Below are 23,930 nucleotides of genomic sequence, written 5' to 3'. Positions count from 1 at the left end.
CTCTTATTTATCGGAAGGGCCACCCCATGAAACCCCTTGAAACCCTTTTGAAAAACGCCGCCCGGTCCCGGTTTCGCATTGTTCTGTCCGAAGGGGCGGACCCTCGGGTGGTTGAGGCAGCTTTGATTGCCGAACGGGACGGGATCGCCCGTATGATCCTGATCGGCGCACAAGAAGAGGTCGCGGCGGAGCTGTCCCGGCAAAATGCGCCCAAGGATCATGGCATCACGGTGTTTGATCCCCAAACATCCTCCCTCCTGCCTGAGCTCGCCTCTCTGTATCATCGCCTGCGCGCCCATAAGGGCATAACCGCAAAAGAAGCCTTGAGCATCGCACAGGATCCCCATGTCTTTGCCGCCCTTCTGGTCAAATCCGGCCGCGCCGACGGAACAGTTGGTGGCGCCGTCGCAACCACTGCCGACATCGTGCGCACGGCCATACAGGTGATTGGCCCGGCCCCCGGCTCCAAACTGATTTCATCTTTCTTCCTGATGTTGTTCTGCGCGGATCATCACGCGAGGAAAGGCGCACATATTTTTGCCGATAGCGGTCTGGTCGTGGATCCGAATGCCGAAGAAATGGCGCAAATCGCGGCTGCATCCGCGGCCAGTTTCGAGGCGTTGACCGGTGAGGTTGCGCGGGTTGCCATGCTGTCTTTTTCGACCCATGGCAGTGCACAACACAACTCGGTCAGCAAAGTGGTGACCGCAACGGAGCTTGCCCGCAACGCCAACCCAAAATTGCTCATCGACGGTGAATTGCAATTTGACGCAGCTTTTGATCCTGACGTGGCAGAGAAAAAGGCCGAGCTTTCTCCGCTAAAGGGCGAAGCGAATGTGTTCATTTTCCCCAATCTCGAAAGCGGGAACATTGCCTATAAGATTGCACAGAGGATCGGCGGAGCTATTGCGATTGGCCCAATTTTGCAGGGCCTCGCGAAACCGGCAAATGACCTGTCGCGCGGCTGTTCGGCCGAAGATGTCTTGCACATGATTGCGGTGACGGCGGCCCAGGCAACCGCGCAGCTGGGTGATGTCAGCTAACAGCCCGCTCTGACAGGGAAATGGATAGAAGGGTTGCGCCAACAATTTCGTCCACCGTGGCCCCTCTGCTCAGATCGCAAACCGGCTTGCGAAACCCTTGCAATATTGGTCCATACGCATGGGCTCCTGCGAGCTCCTGCAACAGCTTATAGGCAATATTTCCGGCGTTCAGATCCGGGAAAATCAGCGTATTGGCGACCCCGGCCCCTCCCGCTCCTTTTCGGGCTGCAATCACTGGGTTCAGCGCAGCATCCCCCTGAATTGGCCCAAGAAACCCTGTGGCTTCTGCCGCAGTCTTCACCTTGTCCACCGACGGGCCAATCCCCGAGCTTCCCGTAGAAAAAGACAAAAGCGCAACATCAGCCCTGCCCAACAGAACACGTGCCGACCGGGCGGACGCCCGCGCGATATCCGCAAGTTCAGCCGCACTTGGGTCCGTGTTGACGGCACAATCGGCAAGAACCAACTGCCGCCCATCCGGCATTTCCATCAGGAAAAACGAGGACGCGGTGCGAATACCGGGTGCATATCCGACCGCCAGGGCAGCGGCCTCAATCACGCGGCGGGTTGGCGCGATGGCCCCAGCGACCATGACATCTGCCTCCCCACAGGCCAGCATTGCGGCCGCCCGGATCAGGGGACGCGCCAACATGCGTTCTGCAATGCCGGCCTTCATTGGGCGAGCTGCCATCAGGGCGTCAAACTGCGCCTGACTTACATCCGACAATCCCAGCGGCTCCGCCAGACCTTTTTTTTCAAGGTGGGCCATCGCCTGAGTGACGCGTTGATCACCGCTTTCTGGAAAGACGACCCGCAGCGAATGATTGCGCGCCACGTCTTTTGCTTTTTCCAGCATGTCCATCCACATCCCCCGCGCTGTCGCGCCAGCGGGGCATCACCCCCCGTTGACCGATCTGTACCACGCAACGATTGCTGCCCGTTCAGCAGGTTCCATAAAGGACAGGTTTGCCGGGGGCATCGCATTTGTCACGCCTGCCTGTAGATAAACCGCCTTTGCCTGCCGGGCAATCTGTTCAGGCGTGTCCAGCCGCACCCCTTTGGGGGCTGAGGCAATCCCATCCCAGAACACTTCCTCCGCATGACACATGGAACAGCGCCCCAGTAGAATTTCATGCACCTCTTCAAACCCCTCAGCCTCAACAAATCTTTGTTGTGACGGAGTGAGCGACACCGACTCTGTCTCGGAATATGAGGCGTGAAACTGCGGTGCTGCCGAAAGATAAACTATTGCTGCAAACAAAAACGCGGTCACCCCCCATGTCCAGTTTGGACGTCCTTGTCGCGCATGCATCGTATTGAAATAATGTCGTATCGACACCCCCATGAGGAAAACCAACGACGCGATGACCCAGTTCATCGAACTGGCAAAGGCCATCGGATAATGATTTGACAACATTAGAAAAATTACAGGAAGGGTCAGATAGTTGTTATGGGTGGAACGCTGCTTTGCGATCTTGCCGTATTTTGCATCCGGTGTGCGGTGCGCCAGAAGATCAGCCACGACAATCTTTTGATTGGGAATGATGATCAGAAAAACATTGGCCGACATAATCGTCGCCGTGAATGCACCCAAATGAAGCAACGCCGCCCGCCCAGTAAACACCTGAGTATATCCCCAGGCCATGATCACCAGGAGGATAAAAAGCAGGAGCATCAGTCTTGTGTTGTCTTTTCCCAGCGGGCTTTTGCACAAAAAATCATAGACCAACCAGCCAAAAACCAGAGAACCACCGGAAATCAAAACCCCGGCCCAGGTTGGAATGTCCAGCCTGTTCGGATCAATCAGGTAAAGTTCTGCCCCAAGATAATATACAAGCACCAACATGACAAAACCTGAAAGCCACGTCGCATAGCTTTCCCATTTGAACCAGACAAGGTCATCAGGCATTTTCTCAGGTGCAACGAGGTATTTCTGGATGTGGTAGAACCCGCCCCCGTGAACCTGCCACTCTTCACCAAACGCCCCATGAGGCAAATCAGCCTCTCTTCGCAAACCAAGATCCAGCGCGATAAAGTAAAAAGACGAGCCGATCCATGCGATCGCGGTGGTCACGTGCAACCATCTGACCGCAAACTCGATCCATTCCATGACAATCACGCTGTCCAATGTTTTTCTCCCCTGGATAACTCTTAGGTGCCGGGCATTTTCAGAACCCACCTCCCTAGAAAGAAACATCGAACTTCAAATTGTCAACAATCTTGCACGCATGCCCCGCTTTGCCCGACCATCAAGTCCTCGAAACAAGGCAGTTGCCCCAACCAGACAGGAGCACCTCAATCTCAGGCCTCCTCCTTCTTACTTTCAAAACTCATCCCAATCCTCATAGGCATGGTCCGTTTCGATCTGCTGTGCGATTGCTACGGAGCCTTGGGGGGCCGGGAGGGGATGGAGGGCGCTCTCTTCGGTTTGTGAAGCCGGTTCGACAAAAACATCACTTTCAATGATTTGTGCTGCAGGTCGTTCCGCCTGACCAGTTTTGAAACGGGACATGGTGCTGGTCAGCGTTTTGGCCTCACATGTCAAAGAATGGCTGGCTGCAGTTGTTTGTTCAAACATGGCCGCATTTTGCGGCGTCACCTGATCCAACTGGTTTACCGCCTCATTGATTTCCGCAAGACCAGCGCTCTGCTCTCGTGCAGATATGGCTATTTCACCGACATTCCGGCTGATTTCACTGACACTTTCCACAATCCCGACCAGGGCTTCTCCCGCTTGGTCCACCAGATGCACGCCACGTTTCACCTGGCTGCCAGAGGCCGAAATCAGCTCATTGATCTCTCGTGCGGCGTCAGAAGAACGTTGCGCCAGGGCCCGCACTTCCGAGGCGACCACTGCAAAGCCCCGCCCCGCCTCACCGGCTCGTGCCGCTTCAACCCCGGCATTCAACGCCAACAGGTTGGTCTGGAACGCAATATCGTCAATCACGCCGGTAATTTTCGAGATTTGCAGGGACGAGGTTTCAATCTCGCCCATGGCCTCTACGGCCTCCCGCACGACCTCGCCAGAAACTTCTGCATTTTTCCGCGCGCTTTCAACCACTTCATTGGCATGCGCTGCACCATCTGCGGCGGAACGCACCGATGATGTCAGCTCATCCAGCGCCGCGGCTGTCTCCTCCAGCGTGGCTGCCTGCCTTTCGGTTCGCTGTGACAGATCATCCGCTGCATTCGAAATCTCGGACGCTTCCCCCTGGATCATCTCGGCATTCTCAACCACCCCACGCATCGCTGTAAGAAGGTTGTCAACAGCCCGGTTGAAATCGTGGCGAAGCTGCTCGTAATTCTCGGAAAACGCATCCGAGATCTCGGTGGTCAGATCCCCGTCCGACAAACGGCTCAACCCCTCGCGCAGCGCGTCAACAACGCGGTTCTGGGCCGCCTCCATCTCAGCCCGACGAACCTCCGATGCCTCTATCTCCCGCCGCGTCTCCGTAACATCCGTCGCTATCAAAACGATGTTCAGCAGATTGCCCTTGTCACAAATGACAGGGTTGATGCCCCCCTCGAGCATGATCCTTTCCCCTTCTGCACTGGTCAGATCATATCGGCCAAAGACGCTTTCCCCCCTGTGAATGGACCCAAGGATATCGTCCACTTTGCCCTGCTCCATCTTTTGATCTTTGAGCAGGCCCTCAAGTGTCAGGCCATCCAATTTCGTTCCCGCACCCAGGATTTTCCTGAAGAGGTCATTGCTTTTGGTCGCAACCCCATCGGGTGCGAACTCGATCTTCACCTGATTGCTGTCGATCGACGAGAGCAGCGCGTTGTTCATGAAATCTTCGGTGACATCCACCCATTCCACCACATAACCGATCGGATTGCCGTCGGGGCCATGCACCCGGTTGATATCCAGATTCAGGCGAAGATTTGTCACTGAAATTGTCGCACGATACGGCAGGTTTTCTTCCTGCAACAAAAGGTTTCGGATACGCTCCCGTAGCGCCGGGGGATGGAAAAGATCAGCGTTTTTTCCGATGATATCCTTGGCGGAAAAATCAGGAGCACACTCGCGGAGCCTTGCCTCATGCTTTTGCAGGAGCGCCATGCCTGCTTCATTCATATGGAGGATATCCAGGTCATTGTTCACCATCATGATCGCCGCCGACGAAGACGAGAATGCGGCTCCGCGAAATTCATTTTCCCTTGCGGTCTCTTCTGCCTCCAACAATGACAGGCGAAACTGTTCAAGTGATTTGGAAATTTCACCAATTTCATCGCCACGCTCGGTTCCATCCACTTTTACCTTGTAGTTTTTTTCCCCGATTTCAGCCATTGAACGTGTCACTTTGGCGAGAGGGTTGACCAGGCTTCGCGAGAACCAAAGTGCGACAACAGACACGAGAGCCGTGACAATCAAGCCGTTCAGAACCAGCATGTTGAGCAGGTCACGAACCCCTGACATCACCTCAGACATATCCTGTTCAGCAATGACCGCCCAATTTTTTCCCAGCGCATTCAGGGGGGCGAATGCCACAAGAACACGTTCCCCCCCATGCCCTTGAGTTTCCAAACTACCGCTTTCCCCCGCCAGGGCCATCTGCACAGCCAGCATTTCGACCCGTTCCGACCAATTATGCACGCTGCCATCCCTGTGTGTTTCACCTGCGCCGGATCGATGGAGAAAATCTCCTCCTACAAAGTAAACTCGACCGGTCTGGCCAAGCCCTGTCGGAGCGTTGGCGATACCAGAAATCAGGGTGTCGGAAATCTGATAAACGAGGGCCCCGACACGTCCGCCTTGTCGGTCGAAGATGGGATGAGCGACGAATGCGGCTGAGGCTCCGGCGCTTGGCGCATAGGGAGAGAAATCTTCAAACGCGGTCTCACCGGCCTCAAGTTTCATCACCTGCTGATACACTCGGGCCAGGCCTGACTCCCGGAATTTTCCGGTCTGCAAATTGGTCGCGAAGTCCTCTTCCTTCTTGACCGAGTAGATGACGTTCCCCTCCAGATCGACCAGAAACACATCATGGTAGCCATAGGTTTCAAGCATGGCCCGGAACTCATCATGGGTCTGGGCATGGACCGTGGAATAGGTGCTGTTGTCACCAGACCATGACAGGTCAGCACGCTTTCCCTGCGGGTGTGGATTATCGGTGATAAAGGTTTTCTGAAGCTCCTGCTGCGGATCATCCAACAGGCGCCAGGATCTTGCAAAGCTGTTCATTGTGCGAACGGTTGCATTCCTGGTCGCCGCCACAACGATTTCAGCAGAAACCGCTGTCAGATCACGTTCCAGCCGCTCTCGTCGTTCCGTTCGCAAGGCTTCTAGCGACTGAGTTGCCAATTTCATCAACTCCTGGCTTTCAGCCCGGTAGGACACCCAGGTTGACACCCCGACAGACACCAGGACCAGAGAAACCATTGCGACAGGCAACAGCACGGCAATTGAGAACTTGCTCAGAAAGCGCATCGACACTCCATTCTTTCAACGAGGGGGCAAAGCTCTCCCGACTGAAGTTCTCGAAAGGCAGCTTCAACATCCCTTAAAAACCGCTCATTTTGTGACAGACAGGCATGAAGAATTGTTTAAACGACGCCCGACAGGAGGGCACCGGCGGCCCCCTTGCTTCGCGATCCTGGCCCTAACACAAAAGGGCGGCCAATGCTGGCCGCCCTCAATATATTGATTTCACTGGTTTTACTGAAAAACAGCGTTCGGGCTGTCCAGGCTGTCAGAGCCTTCTACCTCCATCCCCTCAGCCCCAATGATGGTCACGGCACGTTCGATATTGCGGGTCTGGGCCACCAGCTTATCGACCGCGTTTTGAACGAGCGCGCCACCGGGATGGTCAACCCCCAGCATCTGGTCATAAGATGTGCCACTTTCCGCTGCGGTTCGAATATCGCCCAACGCCATCATGGTGGCGTTCATATCCCCCAGCAATGCACCTGCCAGTGCGGCATCTTTTTCCGACACGAGATCATAAAGCGAGGGACCTTCGACCACGGTTCCATCCACGCGCACATAGCGCCCAGTATAAACATTTCGAATGCCCAAACCGTCGAAGTAATGCGAGTTATGGGTATTGTCCGAGAAGCAATCATGTTCTTCTTCCGGATCATTCAGCATCAGGCCAAGTTTCATCCGCTCACCTGCCTGTTCCCCGTAAGACAAGCTGCCCAGACCGGTAAAGGCCATGACGATGCCTTTCCCGGTATCGGTGGTGACATCGGTGCGTCCCTGCCCGTCCTCGGACCAGTTGGCCACAGCCTCTTCAAGATCTTGGATCAGCAAATCGGTCGCCGCCACCAGATACTGAGCCCGCCGATCGCAATTCGCCCCCGTGCAGTTCGCCAGGTCAAAATCCGTTGCAGGACGGGTGCCTGCCCCGTGATCCGTTCCCGAAAGGTCCTGCCCCCAGAGCAGGAACTCGATCGCATGATATCCCGTGGTCACATTGGCTTCGATCCCCTCCACCTCATGCAGGCTTGCCAAAAGCTGCGGGGTGATCGTGGTGGCATCAATCATCGCCCCCGCCACGTTCAGCTTGGCATTTGCGATGAGGTTTGCCCTCGAGAAGGGGTTTTCTTCGTTTTCGCCGTAATCTGCCGCGATATAGTCGATCAACCCTTCGTCAAGCGGCCAGGCATTCACTTTGCCTTCCCAGGCATCCACCGTCGGGTTTCCGAACCGGAAAGCTTCGGTCTGCTGGTAGGGAACCCGGGCCCGCAACCAGGCGATTTTGGCCGCAGCAAGTGTGGCATCGCCCGGTGAGGCGACCAGCTCTCCCACAGCAGTTCTCAGGTCTTTTGCCAGGCTCAGACTGTCTTCATACCCGGCCAGGGCAAGATCGGCATAGGTTTCCAAAATGGCTGAAGGATCGGCAGCAAAGCCTGAAACGGTGGAGCCCATCAGGAACGGGAGGGCCAGGAAGGATGGACGGATCATGATTGTCCTCATGTATTGCAAGTATTGGCACCGGCAATAGATGAGTCTTTTAGTCAAGTAAAGTTATTTCATAGTATTTTTGTCGGATTTAAACTTCTCTACCCTCTTCCCCCCTGATCAGATCAGAACATCTCTCAGCAATCATAATCGTGGGAGCATTGGTGTTGCCGCTGACCAGAAGCGGCATGACAGATGCATCCGCCACCCGCAGAGCCTCTAAGCCGCGCACCCTCAATTGCGAATCCACCACCGCACCGGCATCCTCCCCCATGCGACAGGTGCCGACCGGGTGGTAAATCGTGTCGGCCCGGGCGCGAATATGTTCCTCCCATTCTGCATCACTCAGGCCATCCTCTACGCCGAACAACTCCTTATGACGGTATTTTGCCATTTCAGGAGCTGACAGGATCTGCCGGGCAATTCGCACCCCCCGTACCATCGCCTTTATGTCATCAGGGTGGTGCAGGAAGTTCGGGTCAATCAAAGGCGGCGCCATGGGATCCGCCGAGCGCAACCCCACCCGCCCGCGCGATTTAGGTCGCAACAAACAGACATGGCAGGAATACCCGTGCCCATAATGCAGCTTGCGCGCATGGTCATCCACAATACCGATCACAAAATGGGTCTGAATATCAGCCCGGTCCACAGAAGGGTCCGACTTAAAGAAACTGCCGGCCTCCGCCATGGGGCTTGCCACCATCGACCGCCCATCACGACGCCATCGGAGCATATGGCGGATAAACTGCACGCCAGCGCGCAGGCCGATCCCCAAATTATCCCGGTCGCGGGTCTTGAATGACATGGTGAAATCCAGATGATCCTGCAAATTCTGACCCACCCCCGGCAACACATGCTGCACCTCGATCCCATGCGCGCCAAGCTCCTGCGCGCATCCGATACCGGACAATTGCAATAATTGGGGCGAGTTGAAGGCACCACCACACAGGATCACCTCTCGCCGTGCGCGCAGCTCACATTGCTTTTCATGTCTCTGGTAGGCAACCCCAACCGCCCGCTTGCCCTCAAGCAGCACACGCGTGGCATGGGCATGTGTCAACACCGTGAGGTTGGGACGGTCAAGAACCGGATGCAAATAGGCGGCCGCAGCAGAACAGCGTTCCCCGCGTCTTGCGTCGTCATGGAACTGGGTCACCTGGAACAGCCCAGCGCCCTCATTGTCCTCGCGGTTGAAATCATGGGTCTCGGCGATCTGAGCCGCCTGATGCGCCTTTACAAAAGCACGCGAAATGGGGCGCGGTGCAAGCTGCTCGCTGACCTGCAAGGGGCCATTGTCTCCATGCCAGGCATCCGCCCCGCGGATATTGTTTTCAGCACGTTTGAAATAAGGCAGCACATCCTGCCATCCCCAACCATCGCAGCCCGCCTCTCTCCAGGCGTCAAAATCCGCCGCCTGCCCGCGCACATATAACATTGCATTCAGGCCGGAGGATCCCCCAAGCATACGTCCACGCGGCTGATAGCCACGGCGCCCGTTCAGCCCTTTTTGCGGCACGGTCTGATACGCCCAGTTGTTCAGCTTCACCGGGCGCCCTGGCAACATGGCCACCACCCCCACCGGCGCACGCACCAAGAGGCTTTTGCCAGCCCCCCCGGCCTCAAGCAGACAGACCTCGACCGACGGATCTTCGCTCAGACGCGCGGCCAACACAGACCCGGCAGACCCACCACCAACGATCACATAGTCAAATTCCATCATCCCCTCCGCGGACTGCTCCCCCCTATCGAGCCAGCATCCATACCGTGCTGTCCATGGGAAATGTCAAATCCAAAGCCAGACCTCACGTCACCCGGACCGCAAAGTGAGAAGACCATCTGGCATGAGAAGGATTGGCCCGACCCGGCCCGCAGTGGCGGAGGCGATGGTGCGGTTTGAGGAGGCGGAGGCGGCACGTTTTTTTGACACGCCGCATCTGGTGGAATTTGCCGGGGTGCGGGGGGAAGTGGTGGTCAGCGTGGAGGAGGAGAGTGCGAGTGGGCAGCCGGTGAGGATGAACACCAAACTGCGTTTTGAGTTGATGTATATAGTGAGCTACCCCCTGACATTCGGACACTGACGTAAGCTACGATTTGTTGTCTGCTGGTCTTCGATGAGAAGGAGATCAGAGATGTCGAAACGGAAGAACCATTCGCCGGAATTCAAGGCGAAGGTGGCGCTTGAGGCGCTGAAGGGTGAACAGACGGTCGCTGAGTTGGCGAGCCGGTTTGGCGTCCACCCGACGATGATCCACAGTTGGAAGCGGGCGCTCTTGGAAGGTGCGTCCGGCGTCTTTGAGCGCGGCGGCAAGAAAGCCCCTGAGATTGACGAGGAGCAGGTCAAGGAACTGCACGCGAAGATCGGGGAGCTGGCCGTGGCCAACGATTTTTTGTCACGAAAGCTCAAGCCGTGGATCGGCAAGTGAGACGGAAGATGGTTGAGCCTGCCAATCCCGACCTGTCCATCGGCAGGCAGTGCAAGCTGCTGTCGATCTCGCGCTCGTCGTTCTACTACCAGCCCAAGGGCGAGACGGCGCTGAATCTGATGCTGATGCGTCAGATCGACGAGCAGTTCCTGGAAACGCCGTTCTTTGGTGTCCGGCAGATGACCTGGCACCTGCGCAATGAGGGCCATCTGGTGAACGAGAAGCGCATCCGGCGGCTCATGCGGCTGATGGGCCTGATGCCGATCTACCAGAAACCCAACACCAGCAAGGCAGCGAAGGGGCACAAGACATATCCTTATCTGCTGCGAGCTTTGCGAGTGGGTCGGCCCAATCAGGTCTGGGCAGCAGACATCACCTACCTGCCGATGCGGCGCGGGTTCCTGTATCTGGTGGCGATCATCGACTGGCACACCCGCAAGGTGTTGGCCTGGCGCATATCGAACACACTGGAGGCGGACTTCTGCGTCGAAGCGTTGAACGAGGCCATCGCCAGGTTTGGCCCACCCGAGATCATGAACACCGACCAGGGCAGCCAGTTCACGTCCTGCGCCTGGACCGACAGCTTGCGGCGATCAGGTGTCCGCATATCGATGGACGGCAAAGGGCGCTTCCTCGACAACATCTTCGTGGAACGCCTCTGGCGGAGCATGAAATACGAGTGCGTCTATCTGCACGCCTGGGAAACCGGATCAGAGGCGAAAGCCGGCGTCGGTAAGTGGATCGAGTTCTACAACCGCAAGCGCCCCCATTCCGCCCTTGGCGGCAAACCCCCAGCCGTGGTCTATTGGCTGAGAAAAAACAAAACCAAACCCGATCAGCAGGAGCAGAGAGTAGCTTAACTTACGCCCGACACTGTCCAAACTTCGGGGAGTAGCTCAGTCGACAACGTTTCATCATTAACTGAAAACCAAAGCCCATCGATCAAAGCACGCGTTGCAAAAGGCACTTGGCTCCGGGTCTATGCAAAAACCAATCGTAGGGTACGTTTTGAAATACTGCTGGAATCAAACATTATTGGTCAAATTTGCGGCAAGCAAACCGCAAAATCTCAAGCGGATTTCTGCAAAAAAATACCACCACTGATCCGATACGCTGCTGACAAGTTAAATACTTTCCTACCCGTCATTTTGGCACCGCCTGCCCCACCACCTCACCATACAGCATTATCATTGATAACGGAAATATGTCGTGTCTGTGACGATTCATATGTTGCAGAGGCTATAATAAGCTCACTTGTTTGCTTCGGTCGCATATCTCCAACCAACAACTCTCAACTTCTTGAAGCGGTCCACCGCCTACGAGACGCCGGAGTACTTCAAACGGTGGTGCCGAGGAGTCGAAACTATGTACCAACTGAAATCTACCAAGAGGGGATAGCTATTCTACGAAGTAGTTTTGAATCTTAGATCAAGAAAACTAAGTAGAAACGGTCGTCAGTGGGCTGCAAAACTGCGAATTCTGGCTTTTCGGACAAGGTTTCGGATCTGATTACAGGCAATAATTACACGTTCAACACGTTTCAAATCCGCGGTCCTCTGACTGGAGTCAAAATCTCCTCCGGTGGCGGCATCGAAAAGTTCGAAATCAAGCTTTTCATGTTCTTTACTGAGGTCACCAAGTAGGTTTTCAGCTTCATCTAAGAACAAAGCTGTAGCATGTGTTGCCGCCCGTAGCTTCGCTCTTTCAGCATCAGAAGTCGATTTCTGATCAACCGACCAAAAATCAGTAGCTAACCTCTCCACCCTATCTAGGTCAGAGATGTAGTCATTCACGTGGGCTAATACTTGTCCTTTTCGGCCCCAGAATGCTTGGGCGACAAATGCCAACAGAAAACCAATAAGCGCCCCGATAAGAGCTGCGGCAATATCCATTAATTAGCTTCTTTGATATACTCACGAATAGCTGCGATGTACCTTTTGTCAGATGCACGATCTGAACGAATTTCAAGCCTGTCTAAGAAATCCTTTTTGTTGATACCTTCTACGCGCACCATTCCGCCAAAAGCCTCTTCAAGGAACGACGATCCAAAGCTCATCACCCCTGCAAGAGACACGATAAGCCTTTTCCCCGCTTCTTTCGCTTCATTATATCGTGGGAGCAGAATTTCTTCTCTAAAGCGTTGTCCATTAAATGGGCCATCGTTTTCATCTCGCCCAGCAGGATATGCTGCGTATTCTTTAGAAATATCTATCATGACGTCACTCATTTAGGCTTTCCGAAGGCAATTTCAACGACCACTCGATCAGTGTACCACCAATACTGTGAGGGTGGTTACTTTTTTGCACACCCTCATCAGCCGAATATCGGCATAGGCCACCTCGGCTGATGATTGTCAAGCTGCCAGATCCTACCATATCAATCAATTCCTTCATTTGAGGCAGCCCTTTTCCACGCCAAGGAACTTTTGTTTGTGTTTTTCCAACCCTCAGAGCCATTTCAATATACTCCGCATCATACTCAAAATCATGCTGTTGGATACCAATGTTGCCCTTGAAGGCATGTTTGAGTTCTTCCCACCAGTGCTTTTGAGGAAGGGTGATAGGGATCGTAGCGCCACGATCATAGAAAACGACAGTTAACGTACGGTCACTACGCCGAACGGACGCCGTGACCCACCAAGAAGAACTGTGTTCAAACTCAAATGTGTGATCAGTTGGATATGCGTGTTTCGCAACGTTAGCCATCGCTTCTGCAATTGCTGAATTCAATCCAATCTGCACTTCCCCTTTCAGTGCGCCACCGTCCTCCACGAATTTACTTAAATCCGCAATCGCTTCACATGCTTCCTGTAGCTCAAGACTGCTTTGCCCACAGACGATTTTCATAGTTCTGGTGTCACCATCGTCTTCGTAGCGATCTTCAATTGCGTCAGTTAAGCCAACAGTCTCGAAAAAACCAATCTCCCAAAGCTTACGAAAAACGCCATCGTTCCAATCGTGAAGATCAATCGTTGGCGGGACCTTCCCCATAATCTTCCGGGCATTATCATAGTCGGCTGTCATCACCAAAGCGGCAGCCGTTGACAATTCGTTGATAGTGGAAAAATCAGTGTAATTTCTGATGGTCTTTGGCTTCAGAAGCTTTCCGTTTCTACCATAAATGTACCAGTCATAAACTTGACTAGGCGCGCGATTTACTGGAACTCCATGTGCATTGTACCACCTATCTACAAACGCAAACGTTTGATCTACATTCCTGTCAAAACAAATGGTTGAAGGAGCGGCTTGGCCTCCCTCCAAACACACGACCCTCTCTTCCTGCCACCCATCCCACGCTGTAACCCAGCATTTTCGAGAAGGCTGCGCCCCCCTTTTGGACTTCCTTGTTCTAAGATTGCCGAATTCCGCCTTCTTTCTCTGAAATCGCCTTTGTTGTTCCGATAGTTTTCTCAAGAATAGATCCTCTGGATTCCCAATATACATCCACGCCAAACCGGCAAAGCTTGCTGCAATTCCAACGCTCCACACATGGTAGAGAGCATATTTTTGAGTAGAATCGCAATCAGCAAATGCTACGTCCTAATTGCGTCCTAGCAATCGACTGCAAGCACTTATATTTGCGCAAGATATTGAAAAGATGGTGCCCCCAGAGAGACTCGAACTCCCGACCCACTGATTACAAATCAGTTGCTCTACCAGCTGAGCTATAGGGGCACGCCCTCCCTTTACTCAACTCTTTCGGGGGGTTCAAGCCTATTTCCCAGCGCGCGCCAGCATGGCAACGGCCACCAGCCCGACAGCAATCACCATCAGCGCCGGAGGGGCCGCCTGCTCCAGTTGTTCCAGGGAGGCCTGTTCATAGACGCGCGTTGCCAAAGTGCCGTAATTAAAGGGCCTCAGCAGCAGAGTGGCGGGAAGTTCCTTGACGCTATCGACAAAAACCAGAAGCAGTGCCGTGCCGACCGATCGACGGATCAGGGGGACGTAAACTTCGGCCAATGCCCCTTTGGCTGATCGTCCAAGCGAGCGTGCAGCCATGGGAAGGCTGGGAGAGACCCGCTCAAACGCTGCATCTGCGGTGCCCTGGGCAATTGCAAAGAATCGCACGCAATAGGCATAGATCACCGCAAAAGCGGTGCCTGTCATCAGCAACCCGGGATCCCACCCGGTCACAGCCAGCACGCCATCCGCAAAATAATTATCAGCCGCCGCCATGGGGATCAGGATCCCCACCCCCAGAACAGCCCCGGGTGCCGCATAGCCAATTGTGGTAAGAGGCATCAGCTTGCGGGGCAATTGGCGCCCGGACATGCGCACGCCATAGACCAGAAACAACGCACCGATCACCGAAACGGCGGCTGCCGCGCCACCCACGGTCAGCGTATGCACCAATGCAGAGAGCAGCCCGTTTGAGAACCAAAACTCCGGTTTGTTGATGGCATGATACGCCAGCACACCTACTGGCAGGACAAAGCCGATCACGAAGGGCACCGCGCACAGCCCGAGACAGAGAGCCGCGTGGAACCCGGTCAGGTGCCGCGCCGTAACCGGGCGACTTTGCCGGGAGGTGCGATAGAAACGCGACCGTGAGCGGCTGATTTTCTCCATGGCCGCAAGCAGGAAAACGAAACCCAGGATCACCAGGGCAATCTGAGCAGCGCCACCGGCATTGTGGCTTTCAAGCCAGACCGTAAAAATCCCGGTTGTGAGCGTTTGCACGGCGAAGAAATCCACCACCCCGAAATCGGACAGCGTCTCCATCATGACAATGGCAACCCCGGCCGCGATGGCCGGGCGGGCCAGTGGCAGCCCCACGCGCCAGAACCGCGCCAAAGGCCCTGCCCCAAGCGCGCGGGCGACTTCATAGGCATCCCCCGATTGCTCGCGCAGGGCCGTGCGCACCAGCAAGAACACATATGGGTTCAATGCCGCTGTCAGCACGACAATGGCAGCCCAGCGCGACCGAATCTGAGGAAACCAGTAGTCTTGCGAGCTTTCCCAGCCGAACAGGGACCGCAGCCCCGTCTGCACCGGTCCGGCATATTCCAGGAAATCCACCAACGCATAGGCCCCTACATAGGCTGGAATGGCAAGCGGGGTCAAAAGCAGCCACTGCATCGCCCGTGATCCCCAAAACCGATACATGGTCAGCATCCAGGCCGATCCGGTGCCAATCGCCGCTGATAAAACCCCAACGGACAAACAGATCACCAGCGTGTTGACCGTGTAACGCGGCAAGGTCGTGGCCATCAGGTGCGGCCAGGCGTTTTCCTCAGGGGTCAGGGCCATCCAGACGATGGACATCAGGGGCATCAATACCAACAGCGCAATCACCCCTGCCCCCACGGACCACGGGCTGACGCTCCAGCGCAGAGGACGATGGCGCAGGGGATTGGAGCCGGTTAGCTGAGTGTTTTGCTCGGTCATACACTGCCCTTACCCTTATTGGGTTTCCCTGTCCAGAAAAGCGGCTTATGTTTATGGAAAAGCAGTTCAGGACACTTGTTCTTCGGCGCAGCCCCGAACCCCGCCGTCACCACCTCGCAGCAATTGGCGGCGTTCTGGTTTGATGCGGGCAAAAACCGCTGACAAGACAAAAGGATACAGGTCGGGATGAAAATCTCCTTTCACATCGGCGCCCATTGCACGGACGAGGAACAGTTGTTGCGATCTTTGCTCCGCAACTCCGGTGTTCTTGCCCGCGAAGGGGTCTGTGTGCCCGGCCCCAGTCGCTATCGCGGGGTCCTTGCGGATGTGCTGAACAAGCTACAGGGGGCCAAGGCCGACCTGGACACGCAGGAAATGCTGATCGAGCATTTTGTTGACCTTGAAGACGCGGAAAGAATCGTCTTTGGGCATGACAATTTCCTCGGCGCCGGCTTCAGGGCCTTCGAAGGCGGCGTGCTCTACGGTTTGGCGGAGCGAAATACCAAACGCCTGCGCAACCTGTTTCCGATGCATCAGGTCGAGTTTTTCATGGGGATGCGGGATATTTCCACATTTCTGCCCGCACTGGCCGCAAAGGTGCCCGAGGACAAGTTGCATCAGCTTCTGGCCGGTGTCGACCCACGCCACCTTTACTGGTCCGACACGCTGCATGCGATACGGGAAGCCACGCCCGACTGCCCCATCACTGTATGGTGCAACGAAGATACGCCGTTGATCTGGCCCGAAATTCTGCACGAAGTGGCCGGGCTGGATCCAGAGATCAAACTGATGGGGGGGCTGGATATTCTGGCCCAGATCATGGCCCGACCGGGGATCAAACGCCTGCGCGACTACCTTGCCTCTCATCCGATCCACAATGAAATCCAACGTCGACGGGTTCTGGCCGCCTTCCTCAGCAAATACGCCCTTGAGGAAGAGATCGAGGAAGAAATTACCCTGCCTGGCTGGACACAGGACCTGATGGAGGAGCTGTCGCAGTCTTATGACGACGACATGCTCGAAATCAAATCCATCCCCGGCGTCACGTTACTCACCGCCTGAGCCGTCTCAGAAATCGAGACCAAGATCCACAGTGCGTGCCGAATGGGTCAGCGCGCCGGATGAGATATAATCGACCCCGGTGGCTGCAATGGAGGCAATGCGATCAAGCTTCACATTGCCGCTCGCCTCGGTGGTCATACGCCCGTCCACCATCGCCACGGCCTTGCGCAGCATGTCGTTGTCCATATTGTCAAAAAGCACAACCGAGGCCCCACCAACCTCAAGAACCTCTTCCAGCTGGTCGAGGCGATCCACCTCGATCTCAACCGCCATCATATGGCTGGCGCTGGCCTTGGTGGCTTCCAGCACCTGGCGCACGCCGCCGGCGGCAGCAATATGGTTGTCCTTGATCATGATTGCATCAGACAGGGAATAACGGTGGTTGAACCCGCCCCCATGCAGCACGGCCAGCTTTTCAACGATCCTCAGCCCCGGTGTGGTTTTCCGGGTGCAGGTCACGCGGGTCTTCGTCCCCTTGGTTTCAGCCACAAACCCTGCGGTCTTGGTGGCGATCCCGGTCAGGCGACCGGCAAAGTTCAGCGCCACACGCTCACCAGACAGGATCGAACGCGCCGATCCCTTGATCTCCATCAGCACATCCCCCGCCTTGCAGGGGTGCCCATCAGCAATATGCGTCACGATCTCAAGCGACGGGTCCACGAGGCGAAAGGCAATTTCGGCCACCTGCATCCCGGACACAACCGCGTCTTCACGCGCATTCAGCCGTGCTTCATAAGTGGCATTGGCCGCGATCACGGCACGGGTGGTCACATCCCCATAGCTGCCAAGATCCTCCATCAGTGCATTGCGCACCATAGGTTCAAGGATGAGATCAGGAACAGAAGCATAACTCATTGTATTTCCTCGCAAACCTTCGCCCGTATTTCGAGCGCCTGCGTCAGTATCATCGACGATCGCAGCCCCAACCCGGCAACAGGTTCCGGGTAGTCGGACCGCTCATGCGCACCGCGGCTTTCGCGCCGTTCCAGCGCCGCTGCGGCAATCAGGGTCGCGGTGGCAGACATGTTCATAAAGGCAAGGCTCTGCGCCTGTTCCGCCTCAAGCCGTGCAAGTGTCACAAGGGCCGTTTTCAACCCGGCCTCATGGCGCACCACGCCCACATGTTCGGTCATGGTCTGACGCAACTGGGCCACGGCCTGCGCATCCGGAGCCTGTCCACTCCCTTGAAACTTCAGCACAATCTCGGGCGCATCCTGCTGCTTTCCCACCGCTTCGGAAATATCCCCGGCGCAAAGACGGGCATAGACCAGTGCCTCCAACAGACCGTTTGAGGCCAGGCGATTTGCCCCATGAAGCCCGGTCGAAGACGCTTCGCCGCAGACCCAGAGCCCGCCGATACTGGCGCGCCCCTTTGTGTCGGTGGCAATGCCCCCCATGTGGTAATGCGCAGCAGGGGCCACGGGAATGGGCTGTGACACCGGGTCAATCCCATTCCGGGCGCAATATTCGGCCACGGACGGGAATTGCGTCAGGATCCCCTGCCCCAGAGCCTCGCGTGTATCAAGCATGGGGCGATTGCCCGCCTGCACTTCAGCAAAGATTGCACGGGCAACCACATCGCGCGGAGCAAGCTCGGCATCCGGGTGCACATCCAGCATGAACCGCTTGCCATGCTTGTTGATCAGCACCGCCCCTTCCCCCCGCAGGGCTTCGGTCGCAAGCGGGGCCGGATCCTCCCCCACATCCATGGCGGTGGGGTGAAACTGCACGAACTCCGCGTCGTCAATCCGCGCGCCAGCGCGCGCCGCCATGCCAATCACCTGCCCACGAATGCGGGGGGGGTTGGTGGTCAGCGCATAAAGCCCGCCAGAGCCACCACCGGCCAACAGATGAGCCGCGCCTTTGAGAAGGATTGGTGCGGAGCGGCTTTCGTCGCTTTCGGTGATCATCACCCCGGTGACGCGACCCTGCTCCACCTGCAGATCCACTGCCATTGTGCCTTCAAGCACCTGGATCGAGGGGGTGGCCCGCACCTGTTCGATCAGCGCGGCCATGATTTCAGCCCCGGCCTGATCCCCTTTCACACGCACAACCCGCGCAAAACTGTGCGCTGCTTCACGAGACAGGACATATTCGCCGGTTTCAGTGCGATCAAAGGGCGTGCCCAAGCGGGTCAGGTCAAGAATATGCGCACGCGCTTCGCGTGTCACCATACTGGCGACATTGCGATCAACCGTGCCGGCCCCGGCGCGTTCCGTATCCACCGCATGATTTTCCGGACTGTCATCGGCATCCATTGCCGCAGCGACCCCGCCCTGTGCCCAGGCCGAACTGGCCCCTTCGCCAAGCGGTTCGGGTGAGATCATCACAACCGGCAGCGGAGCGAGTTTGAGCGCCGCATAAAGCGCGCCCATCCCGGCCCCGACAATGACAATGCGGTCAGTTGTGATCACCTGCATCTGGTTCAGAGGCCCAGTTTGCGCGAAAGGTCGATCATGCGCTGCACGGAAAGACGCGCCTTGTCCGCGACATCGGCATCAACCTCCACCTGGTTTTCCATCGTGTGCAACACATAGAGCACCTTTTCCAGCGTGATCTTTTTCATGTAGGGGCACATGTTGCACGGGCCAATGAAATCCACTTCAGGCAGTTCATCGGCAATATTCGACGCCATCGAACATTCCGTGATCAACATCGCCTGAGCCGGCTTTTCTTCGGTGACATATTTGATGATGCCGCTGGTTGAACCGGAATAATCCGCCTCGGCAACCACGGCCGGGGTGCATTCCGGGTGGGCAATCAGGCGTGTGCCCGGGTTCCATTCGCGGAAATCGCGCAGGTCCTGAGGGGTATATTGCTCGTGCACAATGCAGGATCCGGGCCAGAACACCACATTCTTGTCCGCTTCATTGGCCACGTTCTGCGCGAGATATTGGTCCGGCGTCATGATGACCGTATCACTTTCCATCGCGTTCACGATCTGAACAGCGTTGGCAGAGGTGCAGCAGATATCCGAGGCGGCTTTCACCTCGGCGGTCGTGTTGACGTAAGACACCACGGGAGCACCGGGGTATTTCGCACGCATTTCTTCCACGCCTGCAGCCGTGATGCTTTCAGCCAGCGAACACCCTGCTTCCATATCCGGCATCAGAACCGTTTTTTCAGGGCTGAGGATCTTTGACGTTTCCGCCATGAAATGCACACCACATTGCACGATCACATCCGCCTCGACATCCTGCGCCTTCATTGCCAGCTGCAGGCTGTCGCCGACAAAATCAGACACGCCATGGAAAATCTCGGGCGTCATGTAGTTATGCCCTAGGATCACCGCATTGCGCTGTTTCTTCAGCTCGTTGATCGCCTTGATATAGGGGGCATAGATCGCAAAATCCATCGGCGTGACGACCCGGTTCATCCGCTCATAGATCTCGGGCATGCTTGCGGCAAGATCAGGGGACGGTGCAAGGTCGTAATGGCTGGCGAGCGTGGAGCGGACGAGCGTAAGATCGAGCAACGGGAACTTCTCCGTAAATGAGCGTTGCCGTTCCATAAACAATTTCACCTGCGCTCACAGCAAAAATCTGAACCATCAGCGGAGAAATCCCCTATTTTTCACCGCCAGCGCCACTGATAGGCCCCAAAAGTTCCCTTTGAGAAATCTCATTTCACGCGGGATTGCATGAAAAAGGCGCCCGGCAACTGAAAGCCGGACGCCTGAAACCTGTCAGAAAAGTGTCGCTCAGGACATGCCCAATGCTTCCTTATACATCTCAAGCACCGCTTCCTCTTCGGCGATGTCATCCTTGTCGCGCTTGCGCAACGCAATCACCTTGCGCATGACCTTGGTGTCATAACCGCGCGATTTCGCCTCGGCCATCACCTCTTTCTGCTGTTCAGCGATATCTTTCTTTTCCAGCTCAAGGCGCTCAAAACGCTCGATAAACTGGCGAAGTTCGTCGGCGGTCACACGGTAGGTCGTGTCGGGATGGTATTCGTCCATTCTGTCCTCTCGGGCGTTTCAGTTTTGTTCCGAATGTCGTTGGATGACATGAGTATCGACAAGCGTTCTCACCTTCAAGGGGTTGCGCGAGACTAGAATGCGGGTTAGGCGCTTTGCCACCAACGCTGGCGTTTTTGGTTTGACCTGAGGCAAGGGAAAGCCAAACGGCCGCGAGCTAAGTCAATGTATTGGGCATTTCGGAACGACCCTGACGGTCACCTTTTTTTCCGAAGCGCGTTACTGGGGGAAATAAGATGGAATGGCTGATCATTGTCGGGGCGGTTGTATCCTTTGTCGGGTTGATCGGGCTGGTCACCTCTGCCGTGAAGGTCATGAAAGCCAAACGCGCCGGTCTTGACGACGCCGCCCTGCGGGCGCGCATTCAAAAGGCGATGGTGCTGAACATGGGCGCGCTGGCGCTGTCCGTGCTTGGTCTGATGTGCGTGATCTTGGGAATTTCCCTTTCGTAAAGGCGGGTTGAAAAGCCGCACGCAGGATGCGCGGCCTTACCTTAGCCTTCATTCAGATCCGAGAAATGCCGTCCGTTCTTGATCATTTCGGAAAACATCGGGCTGGGCTGCCAGAATTCCGGGGCCTCGGGCAGATAGGATTTAAGCGCATTCTCAACCGCCAGAAGTCCGGTCTGGTCCGCCCACATCATCGGCCCGCCGCGGTGACGTGGGAACCCATAGCCAAACAGTTTCACGACATCGATGTCGGACGGGCGCAATGCCACCCCCTCCTCCAGAAGCCGCGCCCCTTCATTGGCCATGGCTGACAGGCAGCGCATCTGGATTTCATCCTTGGCAAAAGGCCGGGGGCGAATGTTTTTTGCCCCACGTTCCCGAGCGATGATCGACAGAACATCCGGGTTTTCAACCGGGCCATTTTCGCCACCATAAATATAATATCCCCGGCCGGTCTTCTGCCCGAACCAGCCCTGCTCGCAAATTCTGTCGCCAATCGCCACATAACGGTCCTTGGGATTACGGCTTTCGGCCAGACGTTTGCGGCGAGCCCAGGAAATATCCAGCCCTGCCATATCAAGCACCTGATACGGGCCAACCGGAAAGCCGAAAGCTCGCATCGCGGCGTCGATTTCCGCCGGGCTTGCCCCCTCTTCCAGCATGAAATCTGCGGCAAGACGGTAAGCGGCAAGGATGCGATTTCCGATGAACCCATCAGCCACACCCGCCCGAACCGGCACCTTGCGCAGCTTCTTTGCCAAGGCAAATCCCGTCGCCACCACATCCCTGTGGGTCTTTTTGCCAACAACAACCTCAAGCAGTTTCATGATATGAGCTGGCGAAAAGAAGTGATACCCGACCACATCTTCGGGCCGAGATATCGTAGCGGCCAAAGCGTCAATATCGAGGTATGAGGTATTGGTCGCCAGGATCGCGCCAGGACGCATGACCGCGTCAAGCTGGGCGAAAACACCGCGCTTGACCTCTTCATCCTCAAACACGGCCTCGATGACCAGATCCACCTTTGACAGGTCCGACATCTCCGTCGTTCCGTTCAACTGCGCCATGCGCGCTGCGCGAGTTTCCTCGGTGATGCGCCCCTTTTCCACCGAACGAAGATAGTTCTTCTCTATCTTTGCAATGCCCCCATCCAAACCGTCCTGATGTCTCTCGACCAGCGTAACCGGAAAGCCTGCATCGAGGCAGGATATGGCAATGCCAGACCCCATGGTTCCAGCACCAACAACGCCAATCTGCTTGATCTCCCGCAGCTCTGCCCCATCCAGCTCAGGCACTTTTGCTGCCCGACGCTCGGCAAAAAACGCGTGTCGCAGCGCCTCGGCCTGCGGGCTGGTTTCGCATTCGTCAAACGCCAGACGCTCCATGCTGATGCCCGCATCAAATGGCAGCAGCAATGCAGCTTCTACACAATCAATAATACGGGAAATATTGTTCAAAGGAGATTTCGCGTGTTTTTCCCGGGCCCGCGCCACCGCCGCACCAAAAGCCGCTACATCCCGCAGACCATCCTGTCGCGCGCGGGTCGGTCGCGGGCCGGCCTTATGCGCAATCAGGTTGCGTGCTGAGGCCATCGCCGCCTGATGCAGATTGCGATTGACGGCACGATCAATCAGGCCAAGAGCTTCGGCAGCCGGGGCGGAAACCGGTTTCCCGGAAATGATCATGTCAAGCGCGCGCTCCGCACCGACCAGTCGAGGCAGCCTCTGGGTGCCTCCTCCGCCCGGCAGCACCCCCAATCCAACCTCAGGCAACCCCAGACGTGCGGATTTATCTGCGATACGGTAATGGCACGCGAGCGCAAGCTCGAACCCTCCCCCCAGTGCAGTTCCCTGAATTTCAGCGATCACGGGAATGGAAAGCGCCTCTATCCTGTCACAGATCTGAGACAGGATAGGCGGGGTGCGTGGGCGCCCAAATTCGCGAACGTCAGCACCTGCCGGAAAGGTGCGTCCTTCCGCTCTCAGAACCATCGCCTTGACCGAGGGGCTGCCGTCCAACCGATCCAGATGCTCCCATAATCCGGCGCGCACCTCATGTGACAACGCATTTACCGGTGGGTTGGCTATGGTCAAAACAGCCACTTCGTCATGGATTTCACAGGTTACCGCTTCGCTCATCATCCCCTCCTTGGCTTGCGGACAAGAAACGGCCTGACTTGCGGGCTGTCAATGCTGCGCTCAAGATGGGTCCAACTTTCCCGACCATGCGGTCGAAAATGCAACAGCCCCTCCTGCTCGTCAGAAAGCGGACGCCATGCCAGCTTCCCCCGAGCTCAGGCACATTTTGGGCAAAACGGCGTGAACGGAACCACCTCCAAACGGGCTTCGGGAATATCGTCTCCGCATTTTACGCAGACCCCATACTCCCCTTCATCAATCCGCACCAGCGCAGCCTTGATCTTGGCAATCTCTTCCTGGCCTGAGGTGCCGAGCCCTTCCAGAACTTCATCTTCTTCACGCTCTACCGCCAGCTCCTCCCAGTCTTTCGACTGGTGACTGTCAAGCTCATCCTCAATCTCATGAAGCCGGACATCCAGTTCCTTCAGACGGTCCTCGAGAATTTTTCGATATTTTGCTGTGTCGGTCATGGCAGAGCTCCTTTCTACAGGATGCTGACATTCCAACGGAAAACTGACCTTGATACAGGTCAACCCCTG

General features: G+C 56.1%; 20 protein-coding genes and 1 tRNA gene. 5 read left to right on the top strand and 16 right to left on the bottom strand.

The features are described 5' to 3' along the window. The first annotated feature begins 26 nt into the window (after nucleotides 1–26). A complete protein-coding gene (pta, locus tag XMD517_RS01080; protein WP_173487643.1) occupies nucleotides 27–1,043 on the top strand; it encodes a phosphate acetyltransferase in 1,017 nt (338 codons plus the stop codon). On the opposite strand, the gene XMD517_RS01075 is transcribed toward pta, so the two are convergent. The 5 genes from XMD517_RS01075 to XMD517_RS01055 form a co-directional block, all read right to left on the bottom strand. Next, nucleotides 1,036–1,905, bottom strand: coding sequence for a phosphate acyltransferase (locus XMD517_RS01075; RefSeq protein ID WP_173487642.1), 870 nt, complete (start codon nucleotides 1,903–1,905; stop codon nucleotides 1,036–1,038). The genes pta and XMD517_RS01075 overlap by 8 nt on opposite strands. Nucleotides 1,906–1,938: 33 nt before the next feature. Next, nucleotides 1,939–3,153, bottom strand: coding sequence for a urate hydroxylase PuuD (locus XMD517_RS01070; protein WP_173487673.1), 1,215 nt, complete (start codon nucleotides 3,151–3,153; stop codon nucleotides 1,939–1,941). Nucleotides 3,154–3,366: 213 nt separating this feature from the next. Continuing rightward, nucleotides 3,367–6,477, bottom strand: a complete 3,111-nt coding sequence (locus tag XMD517_RS01065) for a methyl-accepting chemotaxis protein (RefSeq protein WP_173507581.1) — start codon at nucleotides 6,475–6,477, stop codon at nucleotides 3,367–3,369. 228 nt (nucleotides 6,478–6,705) lie between these two features. After that, entirely contained in the window at nucleotides 6,706–7,956 is a 1,251-nt protein-coding gene (locus tag XMD517_RS01060) for an imelysin family protein (RefSeq protein ID WP_173487688.1), read from the bottom strand. A gap of 88 nt (nucleotides 7,957–8,044) precedes the next feature. Then, nucleotides 8,045–9,670 carry a GMC family oxidoreductase gene (locus XMD517_RS01055; RefSeq protein WP_173487689.1) on the bottom strand — a complete coding sequence of 542 codons (1,626 nt, stop codon included), beginning with the start codon at nucleotides 9,668–9,670 and terminating at the stop codon, nucleotides 8,045–8,047. 124 nt (nucleotides 9,671–9,794) lie between these two features. Between XMD517_RS01055 and XMD517_RS01050 the strand changes: the two genes are divergently transcribed. After that, a complete protein-coding gene (locus XMD517_RS01050; RefSeq protein WP_173487690.1) occupies nucleotides 9,795–10,031 on the top strand; it encodes a hypothetical protein in 237 nt (78 codons plus the stop codon). A gap of 51 nt (nucleotides 10,032–10,082) precedes the next feature. Then, nucleotides 10,083–11,236 (top strand): IS3 family transposase gene (locus XMD517_RS01045; protein WP_371732405.1). Its coding sequence is split into 2 segments (ribosomal slippage): nucleotides 10,083–10,350 and nucleotides 10,350–11,236, totalling 1,155 coding nucleotides; the frame shifts between segments, so codons are not numbered across the junction. Nucleotides 11,237–11,830: 594 nt separating this feature from the next. Here the strand turns inward: XMD517_RS01045 and XMD517_RS01040 are convergent. The 5 genes from XMD517_RS01040 to XMD517_RS01020 all read right to left on the bottom strand — a co-directional run bounded on the left by XMD517_RS01040 (nucleotide 11,831) and on the right by XMD517_RS01020 (nucleotide 15,763). Beyond that, on the bottom strand, nucleotides 11,831–12,268 hold the full coding sequence (locus XMD517_RS01040) for a hypothetical protein (RefSeq protein WP_173485569.1): 438 nt from the start codon (nucleotides 12,266–12,268) through the stop codon (nucleotides 11,831–11,833). Then, nucleotides 12,268–12,603 (bottom strand): STAS-like domain-containing protein, encoded by a 336-nt coding sequence (locus XMD517_RS01035; protein WP_217360421.1) that lies wholly within the window; start codon nucleotides 12,601–12,603, stop codon nucleotides 12,268–12,270. Before XMD517_RS01035 ends, XMD517_RS01040 begins: the two co-directional genes overlap by 1 nt. After that, nucleotides 12,596–13,642 carry a hypothetical protein gene (locus tag XMD517_RS01030; RefSeq protein ID WP_173507579.1) on the bottom strand — a complete coding sequence of 349 codons (1,047 nt, stop codon included), beginning with the start codon at nucleotides 13,640–13,642 and terminating at the stop codon, nucleotides 12,596–12,598. The genes XMD517_RS01035 and XMD517_RS01030 overlap by 8 nt, the downstream gene beginning before the upstream one ends. 332 nt (nucleotides 13,643–13,974) lie before the next feature. Next, nucleotides 13,975–14,050 (bottom strand) — tRNA-Thr (locus XMD517_RS01025). Nucleotides 14,051–14,089: 39 nt separating this feature from the next. After that, nucleotides 14,090–15,763 (bottom strand): iron ABC transporter permease, encoded by a 1,674-nt coding sequence (locus tag XMD517_RS01020; RefSeq protein WP_173485567.1) that lies wholly within the window; start codon nucleotides 15,761–15,763, stop codon nucleotides 14,090–14,092. A gap of 186 nt (nucleotides 15,764–15,949) precedes the next feature. Between XMD517_RS01020 and XMD517_RS01015 the strand changes: the two genes are divergently transcribed. Continuing rightward, on the top strand, nucleotides 15,950–16,825 hold the full coding sequence (locus tag XMD517_RS01015; RefSeq protein ID WP_173485566.1) for a hypothetical protein: 876 nt from the start codon (nucleotides 15,950–15,952) through the stop codon (nucleotides 16,823–16,825). A gap of 6 nt (nucleotides 16,826–16,831) precedes the next feature. Here the strand turns inward: XMD517_RS01015 and nadC are convergent, their stop codons facing one another. The 4 genes from nadC to XMD517_RS00995 form a co-directional block, all read right to left on the bottom strand. After that, on the bottom strand, nucleotides 16,832–17,680 hold the full coding sequence (nadC, locus tag XMD517_RS01010) for a carboxylating nicotinate-nucleotide diphosphorylase (RefSeq protein WP_173485565.1): 849 nt from the start codon (nucleotides 17,678–17,680) through the stop codon (nucleotides 16,832–16,834). Further along, a complete protein-coding gene (locus XMD517_RS01005) occupies nucleotides 17,677–19,245 on the bottom strand; it encodes an L-aspartate oxidase (RefSeq protein WP_173485564.1) in 1,569 nt (522 codons plus the stop codon). Before XMD517_RS01005 ends, nadC begins: the two co-directional genes overlap by 4 nt. Before the next feature lie 5 nt (nucleotides 19,246–19,250). Next, nucleotides 19,251–20,300 (bottom strand): quinolinate synthase NadA, encoded by a 1,050-nt coding sequence (gene nadA, locus XMD517_RS01000; protein ID WP_055192425.1) that lies wholly within the window; start codon nucleotides 20,298–20,300, stop codon nucleotides 19,251–19,253. A gap of 225 nt (nucleotides 20,301–20,525) precedes the next feature. Next, nucleotides 20,526–20,786, bottom strand: a complete 261-nt coding sequence (locus XMD517_RS00995) for a DUF2312 domain-containing protein (protein ID WP_055191428.1) — start codon at nucleotides 20,784–20,786, stop codon at nucleotides 20,526–20,528. Between the two features lie 254 nt (nucleotides 20,787–21,040). Here XMD517_RS00995 and XMD517_RS00990 point away from each other — a divergent pair, with 254 nt between their 5' ends. Next, nucleotides 21,041–21,256, top strand: coding sequence for a hypothetical protein (locus XMD517_RS00990; RefSeq protein WP_055191426.1), 216 nt, complete (start codon nucleotides 21,041–21,043; stop codon nucleotides 21,254–21,256). Between the two features lie 41 nt (nucleotides 21,257–21,297). Here XMD517_RS00990 and XMD517_RS00985 read toward each other — a convergent pair whose 3' ends face one another. Next, nucleotides 21,298–23,391 carry a 3-hydroxyacyl-CoA dehydrogenase NAD-binding domain-containing protein gene (locus XMD517_RS00985; RefSeq protein ID WP_217360420.1) on the bottom strand — a complete coding sequence of 698 codons (2,094 nt, stop codon included), beginning with the start codon at nucleotides 23,389–23,391 and terminating at the stop codon, nucleotides 21,298–21,300. 155 nt (nucleotides 23,392–23,546) lie between these two features. Next, nucleotides 23,547–23,861 (bottom strand): TraR/DksA family transcriptional regulator, encoded by a 315-nt coding sequence (locus XMD517_RS00980; protein WP_173485562.1) that lies wholly within the window; start codon nucleotides 23,859–23,861, stop codon nucleotides 23,547–23,549. Nucleotides 23,862–23,930 lie beyond the last annotated feature (69 nt).

Source organism: Aliiroseovarius sp. xm-d-517 (assembly GCF_013283135.1).
GTDB classification, from domain to species: domain Bacteria; phylum Pseudomonadota; class Alphaproteobacteria; order Rhodobacterales; family Rhodobacteraceae; genus Aliiroseovarius; species Aliiroseovarius crassostreae.
This window is presented reverse-complemented; position numbering and strand designations above follow the sequence as displayed.